Genomic DNA, 23,401 nt, shown 5'->3' on the forward strand with positions numbered 1-23,401 from the left:
GTGGCTCGGGCTCAGAATGAAACGCCGAATGTCGAGCTGCGCGGCTCGACCGTTGGTGCTTAATCTTGAGCCCGAGCCACCCTCACCCCTACCCCTCTCCCACTCGGGAGAGGGGATCCCGCGTTCAGAAATTACTCATCAAGTCAGTCACTTGGAGACAGTTTCTATTTAGTCGTCGCGGTAGACCCGCTCCCGGCGCTCGTGCCGCTCCTGCGCCTCGAGCGACAGGGTCGCGATCGGCCGGGCCTCCAGGCGCCGGAGCGAGATCGGCTCGCCGGTCTCCTCGCAATAGCCGTAGGATCCGTCCTCGATCCGTGAGAGTGCGGAATCGATCTTGGCGATCAGCTTTCGCTGCCGGTCCCGGGCCCTCAACTCGATCGCGCGATCGGTCTCGGACGAAGCCCGGTCGGTGAGATCAGGATGATTTTCGTTCTCGGTCTGCAGGGCGACCAGGGTGTCCTGGGCTTCGCGGAGGATGTCCTGCTTCCAATTCAGCAGCTTGCGGCGGAAATACTCGCGCTGCCGATCGTTCATGAAGGGCTCGCCGTCACTGGGGGCGTAACCCTCCTCGATCACGACCTTTGCCATCCGGGGCCCTCGAGACAACGATGTTCAGGCGGCGTCAGCCGAATGAGGCAGGCGTATAATCGAGGCCGGCGGCCATCACAACGTGGTGCCGCGACGCGCGAGCGCGGCGGTTAATCTTCCGCGCGCTTCGGCCGGCGCATGCTGCAATCGTGTCACGCTCCGCCGGAACGAGGCGGCGCAGCGGAACCCCGCTGCCGGGAGGCCCGCGCGGATCGCCCGGACCTTGCCGGCCGGGCCGGGCCCGGAGTAATCCTGCGGAGCGGGCCGGGGAGGTGGCGGTGGCGGATCTGACACGCAGGCGCGTGCTGCGGAATGCCGCCGCCGGCGCCGCGGTCTCGGCCTTCGGGCGCGAGGCGCGGGCGGCGGGGCAGCCCAACATCGTGTTCATCATGGCGGACGACCTCGGCTACGCCGACGTCGCCTGCTACGGCCGGCCCGATCTCGCGACGCCGCACATCGACCGGATCGCCGCCCGGGGCGTGCGGTTCACGCAAGGCTACGCCAATTCGGCGGTCTGCTCGGCGACCCGCACGGCGCTCATCACCGGGCGCTACCAGTACCGGCTGCCGGTCGGGCTGGAGGAGCCGGTCACCACCCGGTTCGCCGGCGGCATCCCGGCCGGGCACCCGACCCTGCCGGGGCTGCTGCGCGAGGCCGGCTACCGCACGGCGCTGGTCGGCAAGTGGCACCTCGGCAGCGTCCGGGAGTTCGGGCCGCTCCAGCGCGGCTACGACGCGTTCTGGGGCTTTCGCGGCGGCACGATCGACTACTTCAGCCACAAGGGAACGGACGACAAGCCCGACCTGTGGGACGGCGACGTGCGGATCGAGGAGGTCGGCTACGCCACCCACCTGCTCGGGCGCCGGGCGGTGGAGACCGTCGCGGCCGCGGCGACAGCCGGTCGCCCGTTCTTCCTCAGCCTGCACTTCAACGCGCCGCATTGGCCGTGGGAGACGCCCGACGACGAGGCCGAGTCGCGCCGGATCGCCGGCAGCAACCTGCGCCACTTCGACGGCGGCACCCAGGAGACCTACCGGCGCATCGTCGCCGAGATGGACACCCAGATCGGCCGCGTGCTCGACGCCCTCGAGACGCACGGCGTCGCGCAGGACACCATCGTGGTGTTCACCAGCGACAACGGCGGCGAGCGCTTCTCCGACACCTGGCCGTTCACCGGGCGCAAGACCGAGCTGCTGGAGGGCGGCCTGCGCATCCCGGCCCTGGTCTCCTGGCCGCGCCGGCTGCCGAGGGGCGTGGTCTCGGCCCAGCCGATGATCTCGATGGACTGGCTGCCGACCCTGCTCGCCGCCGCCGGCGCCGCGCCCGACCCCGCCCATCCCTCCGACGGGATCGACCTGCTGCCGATCCTCACCGGGCAGGCGCCCGAGCGCCCGCGGACCTTCCACTGGCGCTACCGGGCCAATGCCCAGGCGGCGATGCGCGACGGCGACCTCAAGTACCTGCGGATCCGCGGCAACACCTTCCTGTTCGACGTCGTCGCCGACCCGCTGGAGCGCGCCAACCTGAAGTCCCGCCGCCCGGAGGATTTCGCCCGGCTCGAAGCGGCCTGGGCGGCGTGGGATGCCACGATGCTGCCGGAGCGGCCCGACAGCTTCTCCGAGACCTATACCGGCGCGCAGCTCGCCGACCATTTCGGCGCCCCGACGCCGCCGGCCCCGCCCCGTCCGGCGACGGCCGGGGAGGGGCCGCGCTGAGGTCCCGCGCCCTGCCCGGGCACGCGGCTGACGGGCCCGCCCCGCTCAGCGCAGCCAGCCGCGCAGGCGCCGCACCGCCTCGTGCGCCTCGGCCTCGCGGCCGGCGAAGGAGAAGCGCAGGTGGTGGCTGCCCTCCGCCGGGTCGAAGTCGAGGCCGGGGGTCGCCGCGACGCCGGCCTCGTCGAGCATCCGGCGGCAGAAGCCGATCGAGTCGTTGGTGAGCCGGGCGACGTCGGCGTAGAGGTAGAACGCCCCGTCCGCCGGGTGGACGTCGCCGAGGCCGAGCCCCGGCAGCTCGTGGAGCAGCAGCGCGCGGGCGCGGGCGTAATCCGCCTTGACCGCCTCGAGCTCCTCGGCCGCGTCGAAGGCGGCGAGCGCGGCGACCTGCGACAGGTAGGGCGCCGAGATGTAGAGGTTCTGCGCCAGCCGCTCGACCGGGCGCACCAGGGCGTCCGGCACCACCATCCAGCCGATGCGCCAACCGGTCATGCAGTAGTATTTCGAGAACGAGTTGATGATGACCGCGCCGTCGTCGGCCGCCAGCGCCGTCGCGGCCGGGGCGCCGTAGGTCAGGCCGTGGTAGATCTCGTCGGAGATGAAGCGCAGGCCGAGTTCCCGGCAGGTCTCGCCGAGCGCCGCGAGACCGGCGGCGTCGATCATCGTGCCCGACGGGTTGGCCGGGCTCATCACCAGCAGGCCCGAGAGCGCGGCCTCCGCGTGGGCCGCCCGCACGAGGGCCGGGGTCGGCACGAAGCCGTCCGCGTCGCGCAGGCGCAGGTCGACCGGTTCGAGGTCGAGGGCCTGGAGCACGCTGCGATAGGCCGGGTAGCCGGGGGCCGCGATCGCCACCCGGCCGCCGGCGTCGAACAGGCTGAGGAACGCCAGCACGAACCCGGCCGAGGAGCCGGTGGTGACGACGACCCGCTCGGGCGCCACCGCGAGGCCGTAGGCGTCGGCGTAGTGGCGCGCGATGCGCTCGCGCAGGGGCGCGATGCCGAGGGCCTCGGTGTAGGGGATGCGCCCGGTGGCGAGCGCCGCCTGCGCGGCCGCCAGGGCGGCGCGGGGTGCCGGGGCCGAGGGCTGGCCGACCTCCATGTGCACGACGTGGTCGCCCGCCCGCTCGCGCCGGGCGGCGGCCGCCAGCACGTCCATGGCCAGGAACGGGGCGACGCGGGCGGCGCGGCGGGAGAGCGGGGGAGGGGTGTCGGAGACCATGGCGCGTCCGGTTGGGGCGGGCGGGGCGCGATTTGACCGGCCGCCGCGAAACCGCCTAACCACCACGGCATCACGCACGCCGCAAGCCGGCGCTCCGCCGCGACGAGGACGACGATGCCCCTGACCCGCCTGATGCCCGCCCTCGCCCTGACCGGCCTCGTCGCCCTGGCCGCCCCCGCCCGCGCCCAGGCACCGGCCGGCGCCCAGGCCGCGGCGCCGTTCAGCGACGCCCAGCGTCAGGCGGTCGAGGGGATCATCAAGGACTACCTCCTGAAGAACCCCGAGATCCTCCAGGAGGCGATGACCGAACTGGAGAAGCGCCAGCAGGAGGCGCAGAAGCAGGCCCAGGCCAGCGCGCTCAAGGACAGCCGCGACACCCTGCATGGCGGCCTCGGCGGCATCGTCGCCGGCAACCCGAACGGCGACGTCACCCTGGTCGAGTTCTTCGACTACAATTGCGGCTACTGCAAGCGGGCGCTCGCCGACCTCCAGACCGTGATGAAGGCCGACCCGAAGCTGAAGGTCGTGCTGAAGGACTTCCCGGTCCTCGGCCCGGAATCGGTCGAGGCCAGCAAGGTCGCGCTCGCGGTCAAGGCGCAGCTCAAGGGCGACAGGCTGTTCGAGTACCACACCCGCCTGCTCGAATCCCGCGGCCGGGTCAACGGCGAGCGCGCGCTGGCGGTGGCCCGCGAGATGGGGCTCGACGTCGCCCGGGTGCAGAAGGACATGCAGGCCCCCGAGGTCCAGGCGGCCTTGCAGGAGAATGTCGGGCTCGGCGACAAGCTCGGCCTGTCGGGCACCCCGGCCTTCATCATCGGCGACGAGATCATCCCGGGCGCGGTCGGCGCCGAGCCGATCCGCAAGACCATTGCGGGCGTGCGCCAGTGCGGCCACGCCACCTGCTGAGGCCGACGTCTCCGGGCGCGGCCGCGTCGTGCGCCGGGGGCCTATCGCCGCGGCCCGCCATCGGGTAAGAGCGCCGGCATCCTCAAGCCCCCCGGACGGCCCGCTTCCGCCGCCGCCCGGCCGGCCTTGCGGCACCGCCTCGTGCAGGCCGCCCGGGTTGCGATGACCTCCTCGTCTCCTCTCCGACCGACCTGCCCGGTGGTCGCCGCCGCCCGGTGACACTCGCCGATTCCGCGCCATATCGGCCGCGACCCCGTCCTCCCCCGCAACCGTTCAGATCGATCCCACCCGCGATGTCCAAGCCCCCGAACCACAAGCAGGACCCGTTCGACCCGGAACTCGTGCGCGAACTCGCCAACCTCATCGCCGAGACCGGCCTGAGCGAGATCGAGGTCGAGAAGGGCGACCTGCGCATCCGCGTCGCCCGCACCCTCACCGCCAACATCCAGGTGCCGGTGGCCGCGCCCGCCGCCGCGGCCCCGCCGCTGCCGGCCGCCGCCCCGGTGCCGGCACCCGCCGAGGGCGGCAAGGCCGCCGCGGCCCATCCGGGCGCCGTGCTGTCGCCGATGGTCGGCACCGCCTACCGCAAGCCGTCGCCGGACGCGAAGGCGTTCGTCGAGGTCGGCACGCGGGTCGAGGCCGGGGCCCGGGTCCTGCTGGTCGAGGCGATGAAGACCTTCAACGACATCGTCGCCCCGCGGGCCGGGACCGTGACCGCCGTGTTCGTCGAGGACGGCCAGCCGGTCGAGTTCGGCGAGCCGCTGCTGGTCATCGAGTAGGGCCGCTCCCCTTCCCCTGAATGCCGGACGCAGCGTCGCGCTCGCCGGACCTGTGACGAGTCGGGCTGGAGTACGGCCGCAATGTTCGACAAGATCCTCATCGCGAACCGGGGCGAGATCGCCCTGCGGGTGCTGCGCGCCGCCAAGGAACTCGGCATCGCCACCGTGGCGGTCCATTCCACCGCCGACGCCGACGCGATGCACGTGCGGCTGGCCGACGAGAGCGTCTGCATCGGCCCGCCCCCGGCCCGGGACAGCTACCTCAACGTCCCGTCGATCATCGCCGCCTGCGAGATCACCGGCGCCGACGCGGTGCATCCGGGCTACGGCTTCCTGTCGGAGAACGCGCGCTTCGCCGAGGTGCTCGGCCATCACAACATCGCGTTCATCGGCCCCAAGGCCGAGCACATCCGGGTGATGGGCGACAAGATCGAGGCCAAGCGCACCGCCAAGCGCCTCGGAATCCCGTGCGTGCCCGGCTCCGAGGGCGGCGTCGCCGACCCCGACGAGGCCCGGCGCATCGCCGCGGAGATTGGCTACCCGGTGCTCATCAAGGCGGCCTCCGGCGGCGGCGGCCGCGGCATGAAGGTCGCGCGCAGCGAGGCCGACCTGGAGGTGGCGCTCGCCACCGCCCGCACCGAGGCCAAGGCGGCGTTCGGCGACGACGCGGTCTACATCGAGAAGTACCTCGAGAAGCCGCGCCACATCGAGGTCCAGGTGCTCGGCGACGGCCGCGGCGGTGCGGTCCACCTCGCCGAGCGCGACTGCTCGCTCCAGCGCCGCCACCAGAAGGTGTGGGAGGAGGGGCCCTCGCCGGCCCTCAACGCCGAGATGCGCGAGCGCATCGGCACCACGGTCGCCCAGGCGATGCAGGAACTCGGCTATCTCGGCGCCGGCACCATCGAGTTCCTGTACGAGGACGGCGAGTTCTACTTCATCGAGATGAACACCCGGATCCAGGTCGAGCATCCGGTGACCGAGATGATCACCGGGATCGACCTCGTCAACGAGCAGATCCGGGTCGCGGCCGGGGCGCCGCTGTCGGTGCGTCAGGAGGACGTGCGCGTCGAGGGCCACGCCATCGAGTGCCGGATCAACGCCGAGCACCCGGCGACCTTCCGGCCCTCGCCCGGCACGATCACCTACTTCCACCCGCCCGGCGGCCTCGGCGTGCGGGTCGATTCGGCCGCCTTCCAGGGCTACCGCATCCCGCCGCACTACGACTCCCTCCTCGGCAAGCTCATCGTCCACGGCCGCACCCGCAACGAGTGCCTGATGCGCCTGCGCCGGGCCCTCGACGAGTTCGTGGTCGACGGGGTCGACACGACGCTGCCGCTGTTCCGCACCCTGGTGCGCAACCCCGACATCCAGAACGGCCTCTACGACATCCACTGGCTGGAGGAGTTCCTGCGCACCGGCGGCCTCGACGCCGGCTGAGGACGCCGGCGGCGGCAGCATGCCGCGACGCAAAATCCACCCGGCCCCTGGGGAACCTCCCGCTCCCCGGCCGGTTCTCCCGGCATCCCGACCGCGGCACGACTTGGCCTCGTCTTCGACGAGCCCGGACCGGCTGGTCGAACAACAGACAGGATGCCTCCGATGCGCTTTGCGACCTTCGCCTGCGCGGCCGCGCTGCTGGCCGCCACCCCCGCCCTCGCCCAGGTCGTCGTCGAGCGGCCGGCGGCCCCGCCCGCCGTGATGGTGGTGCCCGACGTGACCGGGTCGGTCGTGGCCCCGGTGGCGCCCTCGCGCCCGCTGCCGCCGAACCAGGTCGAGACCTTCGTCGATTCGGCCAAGGGCGGCAACGCCAAGAACCCCAACCGCATGGTGCCGAATCTCGGCGATACCTCGGGCGGCCCGGGCTTCTGAGCCACACCCCGCGACTCCGCGCGGCGCCCGCCGCGCGGGATCGCGGACGGGGCGTGCGCGCCCCTCGCCGGACGGGCTCTGCGACCCCATCTCCGGTGTGGTGCAAGCCGGGGTCGTCGCTCCGGCTCCGCCCGCGGGACGCTGCACCGATGCACGGCAACGCCTACGTCGACATCACCCCCGACATCCTGCTGAAGGCCTATGCCGCCGGCATTTTCCCGATGGCGGAGGATGCCGACGACCCGACGATCTACTGGGTCGAGCCGCGGGAGCGCGGCGTCATGCCCCTCGACGGCTTCCACGTGTCGAGCCGGCTCGCCCGCACGGTCCGCCAGGACCTGTTCGAGGTGGTGGCCGACCGCGACTTCGAGGCGGTGATCGCCGGTTGCGCCGCGCCGCGCCAGGATGGCGCGCGGACGTGGATCAACCGCCGCATCCGCGACCTTTACGGCGAATTGTTCGACCTCGGCCATTGCCACACCGTAGAGGTCTATGCCGGCGAGGACCGCGCCCTCGTCGGCGGGCTCTACGGCGTCTCCCTCGGGGCGGCGTTCTTCGGCGAGAGCATGTTCCATGTCGCCCGCGACGCGTCCAAGGTCGCTCTCGTCCATCTCGCCGCCCGGCTGCGCCGCGGCGGCTTCCGCCTGCTCGACGCCCAGTTCGTCACCGGCCATCTCGCCCAGTTCGGCGCGATCGAGATCCCGCGCCAGGCCTACAAGCGGCAGTTGCGCGAGGCGGTTGCCGCCACGGCGCAGTGGGACGCCGCGCCGCTGAGCGGCGCCGAGGCGGTGGCGCTGCTGCGGGCCTGATCCGGCTCCCGGACGCTCACGCCGGCAGCGATTCCGGGTGCAGGTGCGGGGCACTCCCGGCCTTGCCGGCGATCCGGGGCGGCCTGCGGCGCGAGAACATCAGGATCAGCACCGGCAGGATCAGCAGGATCAGGAGCGGCGCCAGCGCCATGCCGCCGACCACCACCAGGGCGAGGGGCTTCTGGACCTGCGACCCGACCCCGCTGGAGAAGGCGGCGGGCAGCAGGCCGACGCCCGCGACGACGCAGGTCATCACCACCGGCCGCATCTGGGTGTGGCAGGTGCGCAGCATCGCCCGCACCCGCTCCTCGCCGGCGGCGACGAGGCCGTTGTAGTGCGAGATCACGATGATCCCGTCCATTACCGCGATGCCGAGCAGCGCGATGAAGCCGATCGCCGCCGAGACGCTGAACGGGGTCGCGGTCAGTGCCAGCCCGAGTATGCCGCCTGCCACCGCCATCGGGATCACGCTCAGCGCCAGCAGGGTGTCGACGATCGAGTTGAAGTTCATGAACAGCAGGATCGCGATCAGCCCGACCGCCAGCGGCACCGTCACCGACAGCCGCGCCAGGGCGCCCTGCATGTTGTTGAACTCGCCGACGAGCTCGATCCGGTAGCCCGGCGGCAGTGCCACCTCGGACGCGACCTTCTCGCGCGCCTCGATGATCGTGCTGCCGAGGTCGCGGTCGCGGACGCTGAACTTCACCGGCAGGTAGCGCTCCTGGCCCTCGCGGTAGATGTAGGCCGGGCCCGAGACCAGCTCGACCGTCGCGACCGAGGACAGCGGCAGTTGAAGCACCGTGCCGTTGGCGCCCTGGCCGGTGATGCGCAGGTTGCGGATCGCCGCGACGCTCTGGCGGAACTGCGAGGCGAGGCGCACGATCATCGGATAGTGCCGGTCGCTGCCGCCGTCGTAGAGGTCGCCGGCGCTGTCGCCGCCGATCGCGGTGCGCACCGTCGAGTTGATGTCGCCGGGGGTCAGCCCGTAGCGGGCGGCCCGGGTGCGGTCGACGTTGATCTGCACCGTCGGCTGGCCCAGCGACGTGAACACCCCGAGATCGGTGACGCCGGGGATCGTCTTGAGCGAGGCCTCGACCTTGCGGGCGATGTCGGTGAGGGTCTGGAGGTCGGGGCCGAAGATCTTGAACGAGTTCTCGCCCTTGATGCCCGACACCGCCTCGGCGACGTTGTCCTGGAGGTACTGCGAGACGTTGAACTCGACGCCGGGGAACTCGCGCCTGAGCTTGTCGAGCAGCTCGTCCAGCATCGCCTCCTTGGTCACGCCCGGCCGCCACTTCTCGACCGGCTTGAGCGGCGCGAAGAACTCGCCGTTGAAGAAGCCGGCGGCGTCGGTGCCGTCGTCGGGCCGGCCGTGCTGCGACACCACCCGCTCGATCTCCGGCACCTCGGCCATGATCCGGCGGATGCGGTTGACGTAGGTGTTGCCCTCGGCGAGCGAGATCGTCGCCGGCATCGTGGCGCGCAGCCACAGGTTGCCTTCCTCGAGCTTGGGCAGGAATTCGAGGCCGAGCCCGCGGCCGGTGACCGCGACCCCGGCGAAGACCAGGGCGGCGAGGCCGAGCGTCAGCACCCGGTTGGCGACGGCGGCGCGCACCACCGGGCGGTAGAGCCGGTCGAGGGTGCGCACCAGCAGGGTCTCGACCTCCTCGATGTGCTCGGGCAGCAGGTAGGCCGACAGCACCGGCGTCACCGTGAAGGTGGCGATGAGGCCGCCGGCGAGCGCATAGGCGTAGGTCTGCGCCATCGGGCCGAAGATGTGGCCCTCGACGCCCGTGAGGGTGAAGAGCGGCAGGAAGCCTGTGATGATGATGACCGCCGCGAAGGCGATCGAGCGGCTGACGTCGCTCGACGCGAGCACGATCCGCCGCATCTTGTCGCCGAGCCCGGTGGCGGCGAGCGGCGCCCCGGCATGGCCGGAGACCGGCGTGCCGTGGCCCGACAGGCGCCGGAAGATGCTCTCGACCATGATGACCGTACCGTCGACGATCAGGCCGAAATCGAGGGCGCCGACCGAGAGCAGGTTGGCCGATTCGTCGCGCGCGACGAGGATCACCACCGCGAAGAACAGCGCGAACGGGATCGTCGCCACCACGATCAGGGCGCTGCGCAGGTTGCCGAGGAACAGCCACTGGATCACCAGGATCAGGGCGATGCCGAACACCATGTTGTGCAGCACGGTGTGGGTCGTGACCTCGATCAGGTCGGAGCGGTCGTAGATCCGCTCGATCCGCACCCCGGGCGGCAGGATCCCGGCGGCCTCGATGCGCCGCACCTCCTCCTCGACCGCCTGGATCGTCGGCGTGCTCTTCTCGCCCCGGCGCATCAGCACGATGCCCTGGACGACGTCGTCGTCCTCGTTCATCCCGGCGATGCCGAGCCGCGGCTGGTGGCCGATGGTGACGCTGGCGACGTCGCGCACCAGCACCGGCGCCCCGCCCGACGAGGTCAGCACCGTCTGCTCGATGTCGTCGACCGAGCGGATCAGGCCGACGCCGCGCACCACCGCCGACTGGCTGCCGAGGCTGATGCGGTCGCCGCCGACGTTGAGGTTGCTGTCGGTGAGGGTCTTGGTGAGGTTGGCGAGCGTCAGGCCGTAGGCGGTGAGCCGGTCGAGGTCGACGTTGACCTCGAAGGTCTTGGTCTTGCCGCCCCAGCCGATCACGTCGATGACGCCCGGCACGGCGCGGAAGCGCCGCCGCAGCACCCAGTCCTGCAGGGTCTTGAGGTCGAGGACGCTGTAGCCCGCCGGCGCCGCGAGCTTGTAGCGGAAGATCTCGCCGATCGGGCTCACCGGCGAGATTGCCGGCTTGGCGTTGTTCGGCAGTTGGTCGAGCTGCGCCAGCCGGTTGAGGACCTGCTGCTCGGCCTCCTGGTAGGTGAACTCGAAGCCGAATTGCAGCTTCACGTCCGACAGGCCGTAGAGCGAGACCGTGCGGACCTGCTTGAGGTTCGGCAGGCCCGAGGTGATGACCTCGATCGGCACGGTGATGTAGCGCTCGATCTCCTCGGCCGAGAGCCCCGGCGCCTGGGTGATGACGTCGATCATCGGCGGGGTCGGGTCCGGATAGGCCTCGATGTTGAGGTTCCGGAACGCCGCCAGCCCGGCGACGACGAGGAGCACGAAGGCCAGCACCACGAGGGCGCGCTGCCGCAGGGCGAGGGCGACGATGCCGGTCATGACGCGATGGCTTTCAAGGTGGGTTCGTGCCCTCGCCCGGCGGTTCGGCGCGCGGCGTGGCGTTCGGTCGGGTCTGGAGGCCGGCGGAGCGGGAGCCGCTCAGCCCTGGTTGGTCATCCGGTCGATGAACAGCGAGCCGCGGGTGATGACGCGCTCGCCCTGCTTCAGCCCGTCGAGAACCTCGATCGTGTCGCCGTCGATGATGCCGGTGCGGACCCGGCGATTCTCGACGGTGTTGTCGGCCTTCAGCACCCAGACGCTCGCCTTGTTGCCCTCGAGGATCACCGCCGGGCGCGGGATCGCGGCGGAGATCGACTCGCGCTCGTTGAGGATGCGCACGTTGGCGTACATTTCGGGCTTCAGCAGCCCCTGCCTGTTGTCGATTTCGGCCCGCACCACGATGCGGCGGGTCGCCGGGTCGACCGAGCTGCCGATGAAGCTGACCTTGCCGTCGAACACCTTGTCCGGGTAGGCCAGGACCCGGAACTGCAGCCGCTCGCCCATCTCGACCTTGGCGGCGTCGGTCTCGCGCAGCTGCGCGATCAGCCAGACCTTCGACAGGTCGCCGATGAGGTAGGACGGCTCGCCGCTGTTGCTGACGTACTGGCCCGGCCCGATCTTGCGCTGGATGATGGTGCCGCTGAGCGGCGCGTTGATCGGCGTGTCGGGGTTGATCGCACCCTTCTGGAGCGCGGTCATCTCGTCGTCGCGCAGGCCGAGGATGCGCAGGCGGTTGCGCACCGCCTCGAGGCCGACCTCCGCCGTGCGGGCGTCGTTCTGGGCGGCGTTGAGGTCGTTCTGGGCGTTCTGCAGCTCGCGCAGGGTGGTCGCGCGGGTCTCGTAGAGGTCGCGCTGGCGCTTCTCGGCCGCCTGGGCCAGGGTGAGCTGCGAGCGGCCCTTGCTCAGCACGTTGAGGGCCGAGAGGTAGTCGTTCTGGGCCTGGACCATCTCGCTGGACTGGACCGAGAACAGCGGCTGGCCGCGCTCGACCCGTTCGCCGGCGCGGGCGAGGATCTGCACGACGCGGCCCTGGTAGGGCGAGAAGACCGGCGTCGCCTGGTACTCGTCGACGCCGATCTTGCCCTCGGTGAGGATCTCCTCGGAGAACAGGCGCTGCTCCACCGGCGAGGTCGACACGGTGGCGAGCTGCTCGGGCGTCAGCACGAAGCCGGTTGCGCCGCCGGCGGCATTGCCGCGCGGGGCCGGGATGTAGGCGGCGCGCTCGGCCGCGTCCGCGGCGCCGCCCTGCCGCAGCTGGGCGTAACCGAGGCCGGTCCCGGCCGCGAGCACGGCGAGGATGAGAATCTGGGTGCGCAGCTTCAGCCCGCGGGGCGGAGGGGGCGCAGCATCGGCGTCGGTCATCGCGCTCTACTCGGCAGATCGATCAAACGCCCTGAGGCGGCCTGCCGAATGCAATGAGCCGGCCGCCGACTTCGTTCCAGTGCGCTGACCCGCGCTATCACACAAGACGTTACGAGAGTCGATAAGGGCCGACTGCGACGGAACCGTGACGCGGCGCGGCAACGGTCTCGGATTGTGGCTTATTCCACCCGATCTAAGTCGAGAGGAACTCGGCCGGAGGCGTCCATCATGATAAGTCGCCGGGTCCGCCGGCGCTGCGGCACGACCGCGGCCGCGTTCCCAGGAGGCCCCCGATGCTCAAGTCCGTCCTGTCCATCGCCGTCGTCGGCCTCGGCCTCAAGGACATCCGGGCGCTGTGGGCGTTGATGCTGGTCTGCGCCGCCACCCTGGCCGGTGCGGTGCATCTGGCGGTGCATCACGGCCTCGGCTGGGGGCCGACCCTGCGGGCGCTGTCCGTGCTCGACGTGATCGGGGTGCTCGCCTACGTCGCCGGCATCGTTCTGTTCTGAGGGCTTCTCTGTTTGAGTGGCCGCTCATCGTATCAACCGCGCGAAGCACCCCTTTCCCGGATCTCCTTCCACTGCGTTCCAGTCGTCCGGGAAACGGCTGCTTGTTCTTCAGACCGAGAGGCAAGCAGGCTCTGAGGCAGGGTGGGTCGCCGCCCGGGTGACGCCGCGTCGGGGATGGCGCGACGATCTTCCGCCGCACAGCAAGAACCCCGCCCGGACGGGGATCCGGGCGGGGCTGCGATGGCAGGTCAGATCGGGCGCGAGCCTTACTCGGCCGCGACCTTGTGGGCCTGGGTGCCGTCCGAGTAGGTCTCGGCCTGGAGGCGCTGGCCCGGGGCGGCGCGGCCCGGCAGCGGCGGCAGGGCCTTGGCCTTCTCCAGGTCGATGCCCGCCCCCTCGGCGACGCGGCGGCCGTACTCCTCGTCGGCGTGCCAGAAGTGCCAGACCATCCGGAGCTGGATCGGCTCCGGGCACTGCTTCATGTCGCCGACGAGGTTGGCGATCAGCTCGTCGCGCTCCCACGGCTCGAAGCTGCGGTAGCGCTCGCCGGCCTGGGTGTAGTCGTCCTCGGTGCGCGAGGTCTGGTAGCGGCCGAGATTGCCCTGCACCGGCTGGTGGTAGTCGCGCGCGGGCTTGGGCGCCTCGCGCAGGCCCTCGGCCAGCGTGCTCGGCTCGTAGTTGATGTGCCGGTTCGGGCCGGTGCCGTCGACGTGATAGGTCATCACGCCGTCGCGCTGGTTTGAATACACCTTCACGCCCGGCTGCGGCGCGTTGATCGGCAGTTGCAGGTAGTTGGCGCCGACGCGGTAGCGCTGGGTGTCCGAGTACGACAGCGTCCGGCCCTGGAGCATCTTGTCGTCCGAGAAGTCGATGCCGTCGACCAGCACGCCGGTGCCGAACGCCGACTGCTCGACCTCGGCGAAGAAATTGTCCGGCACCCGGTCGAGCACCATCCGGCCGCACTTGAGCAGCGGGAACTGGTCCACGGGCCAGAGCTTCGTGTCGTCGAGCGGATCGAACGACAGGTGGTCGTTCGGGCCGTCCGGCATGATCTGCACCGCGAACTCCCACTCGGGGAAGTTGCCGGCCTTGATGTTGTCGTAGAGATCACGGGTCGCGTGGCCGACGTCCTTGGCCTGGATCTCGGACGCCTGGGCCGAGGTCAGGTTGCGGACGCCCTGCTTCGGGATCCAGTGGAACTTGCACAGATGCGCCACGCCCTGGTCGTTGACCAGCTTGTAGGTGTTGACGCCCGAGCCTTCCATCTCGCGGTAGTTCGCGGGAATGCCCCACGGCGACTTCAGGAACGTCACCATGTGGATCGATTCGGGGTGCTGCGACACGAAGTCGAAGAACCGCCACGCCTCCTGCCGGTTGGTCACCGGGTCGGGCTTGAAGGCGTGGATCATGTCCGGGAACTTGATCGCGTCCCGGATGAAGAAGATCTTCAGGTTGTTGCCGACGAGGTCCCAGTTGCCCTCGACGGTCTTGAACTTGACCGCGAAGCCGCGCGGGTCGCGCTCCGTCTCCGGGCTCTCCTTGGCGCCGGCCACGGTCGAGAAGCGCACGAACATCGGCGTCTTCACGCCGGTCTCGGTGAGCACGCGGGCGCGGGTGTACTTGGAGGCCGGCTCGTCGCCGATCTTGCCGTAGGCCTCGAACCAGCCGTGGGCGCCGGCGCCGCGGGCATGGACCACCCGCTCGGGGATCCGCTCGCGGTCGAAATGGGTGATCTTCTCGATGAACTGGTAGTTCTCGAGCGTCGCCGGCCCCCGCTCGCCGACCGTGCGCAGGCTCTGGTTGTCGCGGACCGGGTGGCCCTGGCGGGTCGTCAGGATGGGGCGTTGGTCGCTCATGGCAACTCCTCTGGCGTCTTGGGCGCTGGACCACCGCGAGGGGCCGGCGCCGGAACGGGTCACATGGGGATGGGCTCTAGGATCCCAAGGATCCGGAGCCCGAGAACCTCGAACCGTTCTCGTTCGAGCTTATGAACCGGTCGTGACACGAGAGCCAATGCATCGTTGCGACGATCGTGATAGATGCAGCCTATGAACGCCGCGGCCTTGTCCCTCCGGGATCTCGAATACGTCGTCGCCCTGGCCGAGGAGGGCCATTTCGGGCGCGCGGCCGAGCGCTGCAACGTCAGCCAGCCGACGCTGAGCGTCCAGGTGCGAAAGCTCGAAGGGCTGCTCGGCCTCGTCCTGTTCGAGCGCAGCCAGCGCCGGATCCTGCTCACCGCCGGCGGCGAGGCGGTGGTGCGGCAGGCCCGGCTCGTCCTCGCCGAGGCGCGCCGGCTGCTCACGGTCGCCCGCGAGGGCAGCGGCACCGCCCTCTCGGGGCGGCTCGAACTGGCGGCGATCCAGACCCTCGGGCCGTACCTTTTTCCGCGCGTCCTGCGCCGCCTGCGCCAGGACTTCCCGGAGGTCGCGCTGGCGCTGAGCGAGGGCCGCACCGCCGAGATCCTCGACGGCCTGCGCGACGGGCGGATCGACGCCGCGCTCCTGTCGCTGCCGCTGCCGGAATCGGGGCTGACCGTCGCGCCGCTGTTCCGCGAGCCGTTCCTCCTCGCCTGCCCGGCCGATCACGACCTCGCGACCCATCCGGGCCCGCGGGCGGCCGACCTCGCCGGTCCCGGGCTGCTGCTCCTCGACGAGGGCAACTGCCTGCGCGACCAGGCGGTGATGGCCTGCGGCGCCGGCCCGGCCACCGGGCGCCACGCCACCAGCCTGGAGACCCTGCGCTCGATGGTGGCGGCGGGGGCGGGCTACACCCTGCTGCCGGCGCTCGCCGCCCCGGCCGAGGCCGATCCGCACGGCCTCACGGTCACCCGCGGCTTCGGCGAGGACGGGCCGAGCCGGATCATCGCCCTGGTCTGGCGCGCCAGCGACCCGCGCAGCGGCGGCCTCGACCGGCTCGCCGCCTTCTTCCGGGCCCATGCCCCGGGCGCAACCTTGCCCTGCGTCGATGCCGAAGCCGCCGCGGCGCCGTGACAGCGCCGCACTCGGCGTGTAGCCACCGACCTGCCGCCCTCCGCGCCCTCCCTGCCCCCGGACCGCCGTGCTCCAGCCCACCTCCGCGCTCCGGCGCCGCCTGCCCTCGGGCGCCGCCGCGCAATGGGCCGGGCTGGTCGCGGCCTCGGCGGCGCTCGCCGCCCTGTTCCACCTCGCCGGCTTCCCGGCCGCGCTCCTGCTCGGGCCGATGCTCGCCGGCATCGCCTTCGGGGTCGGCGGCGCGGCGGTGCGGGTACCCCGGGCCGGCTTCGCCGGCGCGCAGGCGCTGATCGGCTGCCTCGTCGCCCATTCGGTGACGCCGTCGATCGCCGCGACGCTGATCGAGGACGGCCCGCTGATTCTCGCGGTGGTCGGCGTGACGGTGGTGGCGAGCGGCCTCGTCGGCTGGATCCTGACCCGGATCCGGCTCCTGCCCGGCACCACCGCCGCCTGGGGCTCGTCGCCCGGCGCCGCCGCCGCGATGGTGGCGATGGCGGAGGAGTACGGCGCCGACCCGCGCCTCGTCGCCTTCATGCAGTACGTCCGGGTCGCCTGCGTCGCGCTCTCGGCCTCGGTCGTCGCCCGCCTGTTCGTCGGCGCGAACCCGGCCGGCCCGGCCCCGACCGCCGACCCGACGCTGCCCGGCCTCCTCGTCACCCTCGCGGTGGCGGCCGGCGGGGCGTGGCTCGGGCGGCTGCTGCGCATCCCCGCCGGCGCCCTGGTCGGGCCGATGGCGATCGGCGCGGCGCTGCACGCAACCGGGCTCGCCGAGCTCGCGCTGCCGCCCTGGCTGCTCGCGCTCGCCTATGCGGGCATCGGCTGGACCGTCGGCCTGCGCTTCACCACCGAGACGGTGCGCACCACCCTGCACGCCCTGCCGGGGGTGCTGGTCGCGACCTTCGGGCTGATCGCCCTGTGCGGGCTGTGGGCCTACGGCCTGACCTTCCTGCTGCCGATCGACCTGCTCACCGCCTTCCTGGCCACCAGCCCCGGCGGGCTCGATTCGGTGGCGATCATCGCGGTCGGATCGCGGGCGGACGTGTCGTTCGTACTCGCGGTCCAGACCCTGCGGCTCCTCGTCGTCATCGTCACCGGGCCGATCGTCGCCCGCTGGATCGCCCGCGGCGTGCCGCCCGAGCGCCGCTGACCGGCCGCGGCCACACTCGCATCGCCCGCCGAAACCGGGTATCGCACGGGCAGATCCGCCCGGCCGAACCGTTTCCTGGACCGCCCCCCGTGCACGACGTCATCAAGAAAGTCCTCTCGGCGCGCGTCTACGACGTGGCGACCGAGAGCCCGCTCGACCCGATGCCGCGCCTGTCGGCGCGCCTGGGCGCCGGCATCCTGCTCAAGCGCGAGGACCTGCAGCCGGTGTTCTCGTTCAAGCTGCGCGGCGCCTACAACAAGATGGCGAACCTGCCGCCGGAGGCGCTGGCCCGCGGGGTGATCTGCGCCTCGGCCGGCAACCACGCCCAGGGCGTGGCGCTGGCGGCGAACCGCCTCGGCGTCGCCGCGACGATCGTGATGCCGCGCACCACTCCCGGCATCAAGGTCGAGGCGGTGCGCGCCCGCGGCGGCCACGTGGTGCTGCACGGCGACGCCTTCGACGAGGCCTACGCCCACGCCAAGGCGCTCGAGGCCGAGCACGGCCTGACCTTCATCCACCCCTACGACGACCCAGACGTGATCGCGGGCCAGGGCACGATCGGCAAGGAGATCCTGGAGCAGCATTCCGGGCCGATCGAGGCGATCTTCGTGCCGGTCGGCGGCGGCGGGCTCGCGGCCGGTGTCGCCACCTTCGTCAAGTTCCTGCGCCCCGGCACGAAGGTCTACGGCGTCGAGCCCGACGACGCCGCCAGCATGGCGGCCGCACTCGCCGCCGGCGAGCGGGTGGTGCTCGATCAGGTCGGGCTGTTCGCCGACGGCGTCGCGGTGCGGCAGGCGGGCGAGGAGACGTTCCGGCTCTGCCGCACGCATCTCGACGGCGTCATCACGGTCGACACCGACGCGATCTGCGCCGCGGTCAAGGACGTGTTCGACGACACCCGGGCGATGTCGGAGCCGTCGGGCGCCCTCGCGGTGGCCGGGCTGAAGGAGTACGTCGCCCGCGGGCTCGGCGCCGGCGGGACCCTGGTGGCGATCAACAGCGGCGCCAACCTGAACTTCAGCCGCCTGCGCCACATCGCCGAGCGGGCCGAGCTCGGCGAGCGCCGCGAGGTGCTGCTCGCCGTCACCATCCCGGAGCGGCCCGGCAGCTACCGCGCCTTCATGGAGGCGATCGGCCCGCGGGCGGTGAGCGAGTTCAACTACCGCTACGCGGCGGGCTCGCCGGCGCACATCTTCGTCGGCGTCGAGGTGTCGGGCCCGTCCGAGAAGCGCGAGCTGATCGCGTCTCTGCGCGGGCGCGACTATCCCGTTCTCGACCTCAGCGACAACGAGATGGCGAAGGTCCACGTCCGCTACATGGTCGGCGGGCGCGTGCCGGGCCTGTCCGACGAGCGGCTGCTGCGCTTCGAGTTTCCGGAGCGGCCCGGCGCGCTGATGAAGTTCCTCGACAGCCTCAGCGACGACTGGAACATCTCGCTGTTCCACTACCGCAACCACGGCGCCGATTACGGCCGCGTGCTCGCCGGCATCCAGGTGCCGGAGGCCGAGCGCGGGCGGTTCCGCACCGCCCTGGAGGCGCTGGCCTATCCGTACTACGACGAATCCGACAATCCCGCCTTCCGGCTGTTCCTCGACGGCAGCGCGGCGGCGGCATGAGGCAGGGCATGGACCATCCGGGCGCGGCGGGGGCAAGCGGGAGGAATGCGGTGAGGACGCGGAGAGCGGCGGGGCCGGGCATGCGCCTCGGCGGACTGATCCTGCTCGCGGCCCTCGCCGCCGGCGAGGCCCGTGCCGACTGCACCCGCCTGCCCTCGGTCCAGACCCGGCCGCAGATCGCGGCCTTCCTGGTCCGGCCGGCCGGGCTGCTCGAGCGCTTCCCCACGGGCGGGAACCAGTTCTCGTCGACCATCCGCCTGTTCCTGTCCGTCGATCCGACCGCGACCCTGGACCCGGTCGTCAAGCTCATCCCGACCGCGAACCGGACCCAGAAGCGCGACATCGGGACCGGGTTCGCCCAGGCGATCCAGGCCTGCAACGCGGAGGCCGACAGCTACGCGGCGCGGCGCCTGCAGGACGCGGCGCGCCGCGTCAGCGACGTCGAGTTCGGAGCCGGCTTCGCCCAGGGGGGCGTCGACCGGGCCACGACCGATCCGCGGCTGCGCACCGATCCGAGCTCGGCACTCGGGTCGGGCAGCCGGCGGATCTCGAATCCGGCCGTCAGCCCGTTCGATACCAAGGGGTCCCTTCCCGCCAGCCCGGAGCAGAAGCCGCTGCTGGATCCGTTCGCTCCGATGCGGTGACGGTGCCGCCTTGTTCCTGCCGCGGCGCCGTCGCACGGGGCGCGACCGGAGGGAGGCCCCGACATGATCCTGCTGCGCCACGGCCAGAGCGAGTTCAACCTGCATTACGGGGCGACCGGGATCGACCCCGACATCCCTGACGCGCCGCTGACGCCCCTCGGCCGCGAGCAGGCCGAGGCCGCCGCCGCGGCGCTGGCCGGCGAGGACATCCGGCTGATCCTGTGCTCGCCCTACACCCGGGCGTTGCAGACCTCGGCCCCGGTGGCGCGCCGGCTCGGGCTGCCGGTGATCGTCACCGCGGCGGTGCGCGAGCGCCGGGCGGCGAGCTGCGACATCGGCTCGTGCCGCACCGACCTCTCCCGGGCGTGGCCGGATCTCGACTTCGGCGCGATCGAGGAGGTGTGGTGGTCGCACGACATCGAGCCGCACGACGCCTTCGAGGCCCGCGCCGCCCTGTTCCGGCTGGAGCAGGAGCGGCACCCGGACTGGGCCCACACCCTGGTCGTCTGCCACTGGGGCTTCATCCAGGCGCTCACCGGCCAGGGCCTGCCGAACGGGCAGTGGGTGCGGGTCGCCGGGCCGGTCTGATCTTCAGGCCAATCCCGCCGGCTCCGGCAGCGGAGCCGCTGCGACGCCGACCCGTCCCGGGGCGTAGCGCCGGATCATCGCGGCGCAGAATTCCGCGAATTCCTCCGGCACCTGCGGCGCGCTGGTGTGGTGGGCGGCGATGCCGCGGTGCTCGGGCGTGAAGCAGAACGTCACCGTGGTCTCGAACTCGGCCAGCGCCGCCATCTGGCGGTCGAACCAGTCGAGGGCGCCGGGGCGGAAGCTGTCGGCCCAGGACAGGCCGGTGCGCAGGTGCGTCACCCCGAGCCGGCGCATCCAGGCGACCGCGTCGTCGAGGCGGTGATCCTCGAAGTGGAACCACTGACACAGGCCGAGATGCGGCGTGTGCCGGGCAAAGACCTCGAGGGCGGGCTTGGGCGTGCCGTCCTGGCGCAGCAGCCCCATGTGGAAGTGGCGGTAGTAGGACGAGCCCTCCGCCTCCTTGTGGCGGGTGGTGGCCTCCCATTCCCGCGGCAGGTCGTAGAGGCTGTACCAGTGGATGCGCGGCGCCCGGCCGACCAGCAGCTCGGCGGTGCGTTGGAGGCCCCAGGCCTGGACCTCGTCGGCGCCGAACGTCGAGACGCCGACCTCCGACACCCAGACCGGCAGCCCGGTCACGGCGCGGATCTCGTCGATCTTCTCCGGCCAGTCGTGGATCCGCCACAGGTTCCAGTCAAGGGGGAAGCCGTGGACCGCCACCGCGTCGAGCCCGTCGAGGGCGCCCAGTTCGTCCATGCGCCGGATGAAGCCCGGATCGATCGGCGAGATGCCGCCGAGCACCTGCGGCAGGTCCGGGTTCTCGACCCGGATCGCCCGCGACGCGCCCCGCACCATCGCGCCGAACCGCGACCAGTCGGGGTCGATCCCGGGGTCCCAGTGCGACTTGTTGTTGGGCTCGTTCCAGAGCATCGCGGCTTCGATCATGCGGTCTCGCTGGGGCTGGCCGGGGCGGCCGGGTAGACGGGTCCCTCGCCGCGATAGGGCAGGGGGGCGGCCTCGCAGACGTACACCTCGGCCTCCGGGTGGGCGGCGATGCGAAAGCCGCTCGCCCGGAGCATCGCCTCGGTGGCGGCGCGGTTGGGGATCCACCAGTTGGTCGGATCGCCCGCGTAGGCGTGCTCGACGAAGTGCAGGCGCGGGTAACCCGGCTCCTCGAACTGGTCCATGTCCCAGAAATCGTAGTCCGGGGCGAGCGCCGCCACCGTCCGGCTGCCGCGCTGCATCGACTGGAACACCAGCAGCCCGTCGGCGACGTGGGTGCGGATGAGGTCGAGGGCCAGCAGCGGGTGGCGCAGGTGGTAGAGCACGCCCATGAACAGGACGAGGTCGAACCGCTCGCCCAGCGCCCCGACGTCGTAGACCGAGAGCCGGCGGAACTCGATCTCGACCCCGGCCCGGGCGGCGGCGAAGCGCCCCTGCGCGAGGTAGCGCTCGTCGGAATCGACCGCCACCACCCGTGCGGCGCCCCGGCGCTTCATCGCGATGGCGTAGAAGCCGCCGTTGCAGCCGATGTCGAGGACGCTGCGGCCGGTCAGGTCGGCGGGGAGTGCGTCGGCGAAGCGGCGCCACTTCACCGCCGGGTAGTCGCCGAGGAAGTGGTCCGGCGCCGTCGTCACCCCGCCGCCGAGGTCGATGTTGTGGAACCACGGCCCGAGCGCCGCGATCTCGCGGCGCAGGGCCGCCTCGTCGGCGTCAGCCATCGGGGCGCCGGCGGGGGGAACGGGTTCCGTCATGGCGCCACCCGCTCGTTGAGACCCAGCACCCGGCCACGGCCGGGCACCCGGCCACCGCCGGCCCACAGCTCCACCATGCTGACCGAGGCCGGCGCCACCTCGATCCGGTGCCAGGCGTCGAGCGGCAGGCCGAGGACGTGGAGCAGGGCGGCGCGGATCACCTCGCCGTGGCCGACCAGGATCGCCGCATTCCCGGCCTCGGCGAGCCGGTCCATCAGCCCGACGATGCGGTCTTGCGCCTGCGCCATGCTCTCGCCGCCCGGCGGGCGGGCGCTGCCGCGGCGCTCGTTCCAGGCCCGCCAGTCCGGGTCGCCGTCGAGATCGGCGAAGCCGCGTCCGGTCCAGGCCCCGAAATCGATCTCGTCGAGGTCGTCCGCGACCTCCGCCGTCAGCCCGAGGGCCGCGGCGACCGGCGCGGCGGTGGCGCCCGCCCGCGGCTGCGGGCTGGTCAGGACCCGCTCGGCGCCGCAGCCGGCGAGGCGCCGCGCCAGGGCGTCGGCCTCTTCCAGCCCGGCCGCGTCGAGGGTGACGCCCGGCATGCGCCCGCACAGCACCGAGCCGACGCGCCCGTGCGAGGCGTGGCGCACGAGGCGCAGGACCGTCACGCCACCTCCGCGGCGGCGAGGTCGGGCTCGCCGTCGATGAAGCGCAGGGTGTGCGCCCGCGCCTCGCCGTCGGTGAACTGCACCGGCGGCGACTTCATGAAGTAGCTCGACGGACCGACCAGCGCGCCGCCGAGGCCGCGGTCGAGGCCGAGCCGGGCGCAGCGCACCGCGTCGATGACGATGCCGGCGGAGTTCGGCGAGTCCCACACCTCCAGCTTCAGTTCGAGGTTGAGCGGCACCCCGCCGAAGGCGGTGCCCTCGAGCCGGATATGCGCCCATTTGCGATCGGTGAGCCATGGCACGTGGTCGCTCGGACCGACATGGATGTCGTCCGGGTCGAGGATTCCGTCGAGCTGGCTGGTGACGGCGCGGGTCTTGGACAGCTTCTTCGATTCGAGCCGCTCGCGCTCCAGCATGTTCTTGAAGTCGGCGTTGCCGCCGAAATTGAGCTGGTAGGTGCGGTCGAGCCGCACGCCGCGCTCGCGCAGCAGGTTGGCGAGCACCCGGTGGACGATGGTGGCGCCGACCTGGCTCTTGATGTCGTCGCCGACGAGCGGCAGCCGCCGCTCCTCGAAGCGCCGGCGCCAGGACGGGTCGGAGGCGATGAAGACCGGGATGCAGTTGACGAAGGCGCAGCCGGCTTCGAGGGCGCGCTCGGCGTAGAACTCCGTCGCCCGCTGCGACCCGACCGGCAGGTAGGAGACCAGCACCTCGGTCCCGGTCCGCCTCAGCTCGGCGGTCACGTCGGCCTCCGGCGCCTCGGATTCGGGGATCTCGTCGCGCAGGTAGCGGCCGAGCCCGTCGAGGGTCGGGCCCCGGCGCACCACGATCCCGCTCTCCGGCACCCGGGCGAAGATCTCGGTGTTGTTCGGCGGCGCCAGGATCGCGTCGGCGAGGTCGCGGCCGACCTTCGCGGCCGCGATGTCGAAGGCCGAGGCGATCTCGACGTCGCCGACGTGGTAGCCGCCGAGCGCGACGTTCATCAGGCCCGGCACCGCCTCGTTGGAGCGGGCGTCGCGGTAATGGTGCAGCCCCTGCACGAAGGAGGAGGCGCAGTTGCCGACCCCGACGAGGCCGACGCGGATCGACTTGCGGCTCATCACCGCCTC

General features: G+C 71.9%; 21 protein-coding genes. 12 read left to right on the plus strand and 9 right to left on the minus strand.

Going from position 1 to position 23,401, the window contains the following annotated elements:
* Positions 1-168: 168 nt before the first annotated feature.
* A complete protein-coding gene (gene dksA, locus EOE48_RS03970) occupies positions 169-588 on the minus strand; it encodes an RNA polymerase-binding protein DksA (RefSeq protein WP_127727491.1) in 420 nt (139 codons plus the stop codon).
* A 278-nt stretch (positions 589-866) separates the two neighbouring features.
* Here dksA and EOE48_RS03975 point away from each other — a divergent pair, with 278 nt between their 5' ends.
* On the plus strand, positions 867-2,303 hold the full coding sequence (locus EOE48_RS03975; RefSeq protein ID WP_246153945.1) for a sulfatase family protein: 1,437 nt from the start codon (positions 867-869) through the stop codon (positions 2,301-2,303).
* A 45-nt stretch (positions 2,304-2,348) separates the two neighbouring features.
* Here EOE48_RS03975 and EOE48_RS03980 read toward each other — a convergent pair whose 3' ends face one another.
* Positions 2,349-3,518, minus strand: a complete 1,170-nt coding sequence (locus EOE48_RS03980) for a pyridoxal phosphate-dependent aminotransferase (protein ID WP_127727492.1) — start codon at positions 3,516-3,518, stop codon at positions 2,349-2,351.
* Between the two features lie 114 nt (positions 3,519-3,632).
* Here EOE48_RS03980 and EOE48_RS03985 point away from each other — a divergent pair, with 114 nt between their 5' ends.
* The 5 genes from EOE48_RS03985 to aat all read left to right on the plus strand — a co-directional run bounded on the left by EOE48_RS03985 (position 3,633) and on the right by aat (position 7,881).
* Positions 3,633-4,424: a DsbA family protein gene (locus EOE48_RS03985; protein WP_127727493.1), complete on the plus strand. Its 792-nt coding sequence runs from the start codon at positions 3,633-3,635 to the stop codon at positions 4,422-4,424.
* A gap of 293 nt (positions 4,425-4,717) precedes the next feature.
* Positions 4,718-5,203 carry an acetyl-CoA carboxylase biotin carboxyl carrier protein gene (gene accB, locus EOE48_RS03990; RefSeq protein WP_127727494.1) on the plus strand — a complete coding sequence of 162 codons (486 nt, stop codon included), beginning with the start codon at positions 4,718-4,720 and terminating at the stop codon, positions 5,201-5,203.
* Positions 5,204-5,284: 81 nt separating this feature from the next.
* Complete coding sequence (accC, locus tag EOE48_RS03995; protein WP_127727495.1) at positions 5,285-6,640, plus strand: acetyl-CoA carboxylase biotin carboxylase subunit; 1,356 nt, start codon at positions 5,285-5,287, stop codon at positions 6,638-6,640.
* Positions 6,641-6,802: 162 nt separating this feature from the next.
* Positions 6,803-7,072: a hypothetical protein gene (locus EOE48_RS04000; protein ID WP_127727496.1), complete on the plus strand. Its 270-nt coding sequence runs from the start codon at positions 6,803-6,805 to the stop codon at positions 7,070-7,072.
* A 149-nt stretch (positions 7,073-7,221) separates the two neighbouring features.
* Entirely contained in the window at positions 7,222-7,881 is a 660-nt protein-coding gene (gene aat / locus EOE48_RS04005) for a leucyl/phenylalanyl-tRNA--protein transferase (protein ID WP_127727497.1), read from the plus strand.
* Positions 7,882-7,897: 16 nt separating this feature from the next.
* On the opposite strand, the gene EOE48_RS04010 is transcribed toward aat, so the two are convergent.
* Positions 7,898-11,080: an efflux RND transporter permease subunit gene (locus EOE48_RS04010; protein WP_127727498.1), complete on the minus strand. Its 3,183-nt coding sequence runs from the start codon at positions 11,078-11,080 to the stop codon at positions 7,898-7,900.
* A 99-nt stretch (positions 11,081-11,179) separates the two neighbouring features.
* Positions 11,180-12,442, minus strand: a complete 1,263-nt coding sequence (locus EOE48_RS04015; RefSeq protein WP_127727499.1) for an efflux RND transporter periplasmic adaptor subunit — start codon at positions 12,440-12,442, stop codon at positions 11,180-11,182.
* Positions 12,443-12,735: 293 nt separating this feature from the next.
* Between EOE48_RS04015 and EOE48_RS04020 the strand changes: the two genes are divergently transcribed.
* Positions 12,736-12,951, plus strand: a complete 216-nt coding sequence (locus EOE48_RS04020; RefSeq protein WP_127727500.1) for a hypothetical protein — start codon at positions 12,736-12,738, stop codon at positions 12,949-12,951.
* 266 nt (positions 12,952-13,217) lie between these two features.
* Here the strand turns inward: EOE48_RS04020 and EOE48_RS04025 are convergent, their stop codons facing one another.
* Positions 13,218-14,807 carry a catalase gene (locus EOE48_RS04025; RefSeq protein ID WP_127727501.1) on the minus strand — a complete coding sequence of 530 codons (1,590 nt, stop codon included), beginning with the start codon at positions 14,805-14,807 and terminating at the stop codon, positions 13,218-13,220.
* A gap of 192 nt (positions 14,808-14,999) precedes the next feature.
* Between EOE48_RS04025 and EOE48_RS04030 the strand changes: the two genes are divergently transcribed.
* From EOE48_RS04030 to EOE48_RS04050, 5 genes are all read left to right on the plus strand, one after another.
* Positions 15,000-15,941 carry a LysR substrate-binding domain-containing protein gene (locus EOE48_RS04030; protein ID WP_127727750.1) on the plus strand — a complete coding sequence of 314 codons (942 nt, stop codon included), beginning with the start codon at positions 15,000-15,002 and terminating at the stop codon, positions 15,939-15,941.
* Positions 15,942-16,008: 67 nt separating this feature from the next.
* Positions 16,009-17,088 carry an AbrB family transcriptional regulator gene (locus EOE48_RS04035; protein WP_127727502.1) on the plus strand — a complete coding sequence of 360 codons (1,080 nt, stop codon included), beginning with the start codon at positions 16,009-16,011 and terminating at the stop codon, positions 17,086-17,088.
* Positions 17,089-17,177: 89 nt separating this feature from the next.
* Positions 17,178-18,704: a threonine ammonia-lyase, biosynthetic gene (gene ilvA / locus EOE48_RS04040; protein ID WP_127727503.1), complete on the plus strand. Its 1,527-nt coding sequence runs from the start codon at positions 17,178-17,180 to the stop codon at positions 18,702-18,704.
* Positions 18,705-18,754: 50 nt separating this feature from the next.
* Entirely contained in the window at positions 18,755-19,348 is a 594-nt protein-coding gene (locus EOE48_RS04045) for a hypothetical protein (protein ID WP_127727504.1), read from the plus strand.
* Between the two features lie 63 nt (positions 19,349-19,411).
* The gene (locus EOE48_RS04050) at positions 19,412-19,936 is read left to right on the plus strand and encodes a histidine phosphatase family protein (RefSeq protein WP_127727505.1); all 525 of its coding nucleotides are present in this window, start codon (positions 19,412-19,414) and stop codon (positions 19,934-19,936) included.
* 3 nt (positions 19,937-19,939) lie between these two features.
* Here the strand turns inward: EOE48_RS04050 and EOE48_RS04055 are convergent, their stop codons facing one another.
* From EOE48_RS04055 to EOE48_RS04070, 4 genes are read right to left on the minus strand one after another with little or no spacing between them, the layout of a single operon-like run.
* Positions 19,940-20,878: a glycoside hydrolase 5 family protein gene (locus tag EOE48_RS04055; RefSeq protein ID WP_127727506.1), complete on the minus strand. Its 939-nt coding sequence runs from the start codon at positions 20,876-20,878 to the stop codon at positions 19,940-19,942.
* Positions 20,875-21,654 carry a TIGR04290 family methyltransferase gene (locus EOE48_RS04060; RefSeq protein WP_127727507.1) on the minus strand — a complete coding sequence of 260 codons (780 nt, stop codon included), beginning with the start codon at positions 21,652-21,654 and terminating at the stop codon, positions 20,875-20,877. Before EOE48_RS04060 ends, EOE48_RS04055 begins: the two co-directional genes overlap by 4 nt.
* A 29-nt stretch (positions 21,655-21,683) precedes the next feature.
* Entirely contained in the window at positions 21,684-22,292 is a 609-nt protein-coding gene (locus tag EOE48_RS04065; protein ID WP_127727508.1) for a histidine phosphatase family protein, read from the minus strand.
* Positions 22,289-23,392: an inositol-3-phosphate synthase gene (locus EOE48_RS04070; RefSeq protein WP_127727509.1), complete on the minus strand. Its 1,104-nt coding sequence runs from the start codon at positions 23,390-23,392 to the stop codon at positions 22,289-22,291. The genes EOE48_RS04065 and EOE48_RS04070 overlap by 4 nt, the downstream gene beginning before the upstream one ends.
* Between the last annotated feature and the right edge of the window lie 9 nt (positions 23,393-23,401).

The sequence above is a fragment of the Methylobacterium oryzihabitans genome, assembly GCF_004004555.2.
GTDB classification, from domain to species: Bacteria; Pseudomonadota; Alphaproteobacteria; order Rhizobiales; family Beijerinckiaceae; genus Methylobacterium; species Methylobacterium oryzihabitans.

Coding starts and splice junctions, on each gene's coding strand:
- EOE48_RS04020 (WP_127727500.1), top strand. CDS start 12,736: ATGCTCAAGTCCGTCCTGTCCATCGCCGTCGTCGGCCTCGGCCTCAAG.
- EOE48_RS04050 (WP_127727505.1), top strand. CDS start 19,412: ATGATCCTGCTGCGCCACGGCCAGAGCGAGTTCAACCTGCATTACGGG.
- EOE48_RS03985 (WP_127727493.1), top strand. CDS start 3,633: ATGCCCCTGACCCGCCTGATGCCCGCCCTCGCCCTGACCGGCCTCGTC.
- aat (WP_127727497.1), top strand. CDS start 7,222: ATGCACGGCAACGCCTACGTCGACATCACCCCCGACATCCTGCTGAAG.
- EOE48_RS04055 (WP_127727506.1), bottom strand. CDS start 20,878: ATGATCGAAGCCGCGATGCTCTGGAACGAGCCCAACAACAAGTCGCAC.
- EOE48_RS03980 (WP_127727492.1), bottom strand. CDS start 3,518: ATGGTCTCCGACACCCCTCCCCCGCTCTCCCGCCGCGCCGCCCGCGTC.
- EOE48_RS04070 (WP_127727509.1), bottom strand. CDS start 23,392: ATGAGCCGCAAGTCGATCCGCGTCGGCCTCGTCGGGGTCGGCAACTGC.
- accB (WP_127727494.1), top strand. CDS start 4,718: ATGTCCAAGCCCCCGAACCACAAGCAGGACCCGTTCGACCCGGAACTC.
- EOE48_RS04060 (WP_127727507.1), bottom strand. CDS start 21,654: ATGGCTGACGCCGACGAGGCGGCCCTGCGCCGCGAGATCGCGGCGCTC.
- EOE48_RS04000 (WP_127727496.1), top strand. CDS start 6,803: ATGCGCTTTGCGACCTTCGCCTGCGCGGCCGCGCTGCTGGCCGCCACC.
- accC (WP_127727495.1), top strand. CDS start 5,285: ATGTTCGACAAGATCCTCATCGCGAACCGGGGCGAGATCGCCCTGCGG.
- EOE48_RS04010 (WP_127727498.1), bottom strand. CDS start 11,080: ATGACCGGCATCGTCGCCCTCGCCCTGCGGCAGCGCGCCCTCGTGGTG.
- EOE48_RS04030 (WP_127727750.1), top strand. CDS start 15,000: ATGAACGCCGCGGCCTTGTCCCTCCGGGATCTCGAATACGTCGTCGCC.
- EOE48_RS04025 (WP_127727501.1), bottom strand. CDS start 14,807: ATGAGCGACCAACGCCCCATCCTGACGACCCGCCAGGGCCACCCGGTC.
- EOE48_RS04015 (WP_127727499.1), bottom strand. CDS start 12,442: ATGACCGACGCCGATGCTGCGCCCCCTCCGCCCCGCGGGCTGAAGCTG.
- dksA (WP_127727491.1), bottom strand. CDS start 588: ATGGCAAAGGTCGTGATCGAGGAGGGTTACGCCCCCAGTGACGGCGAG.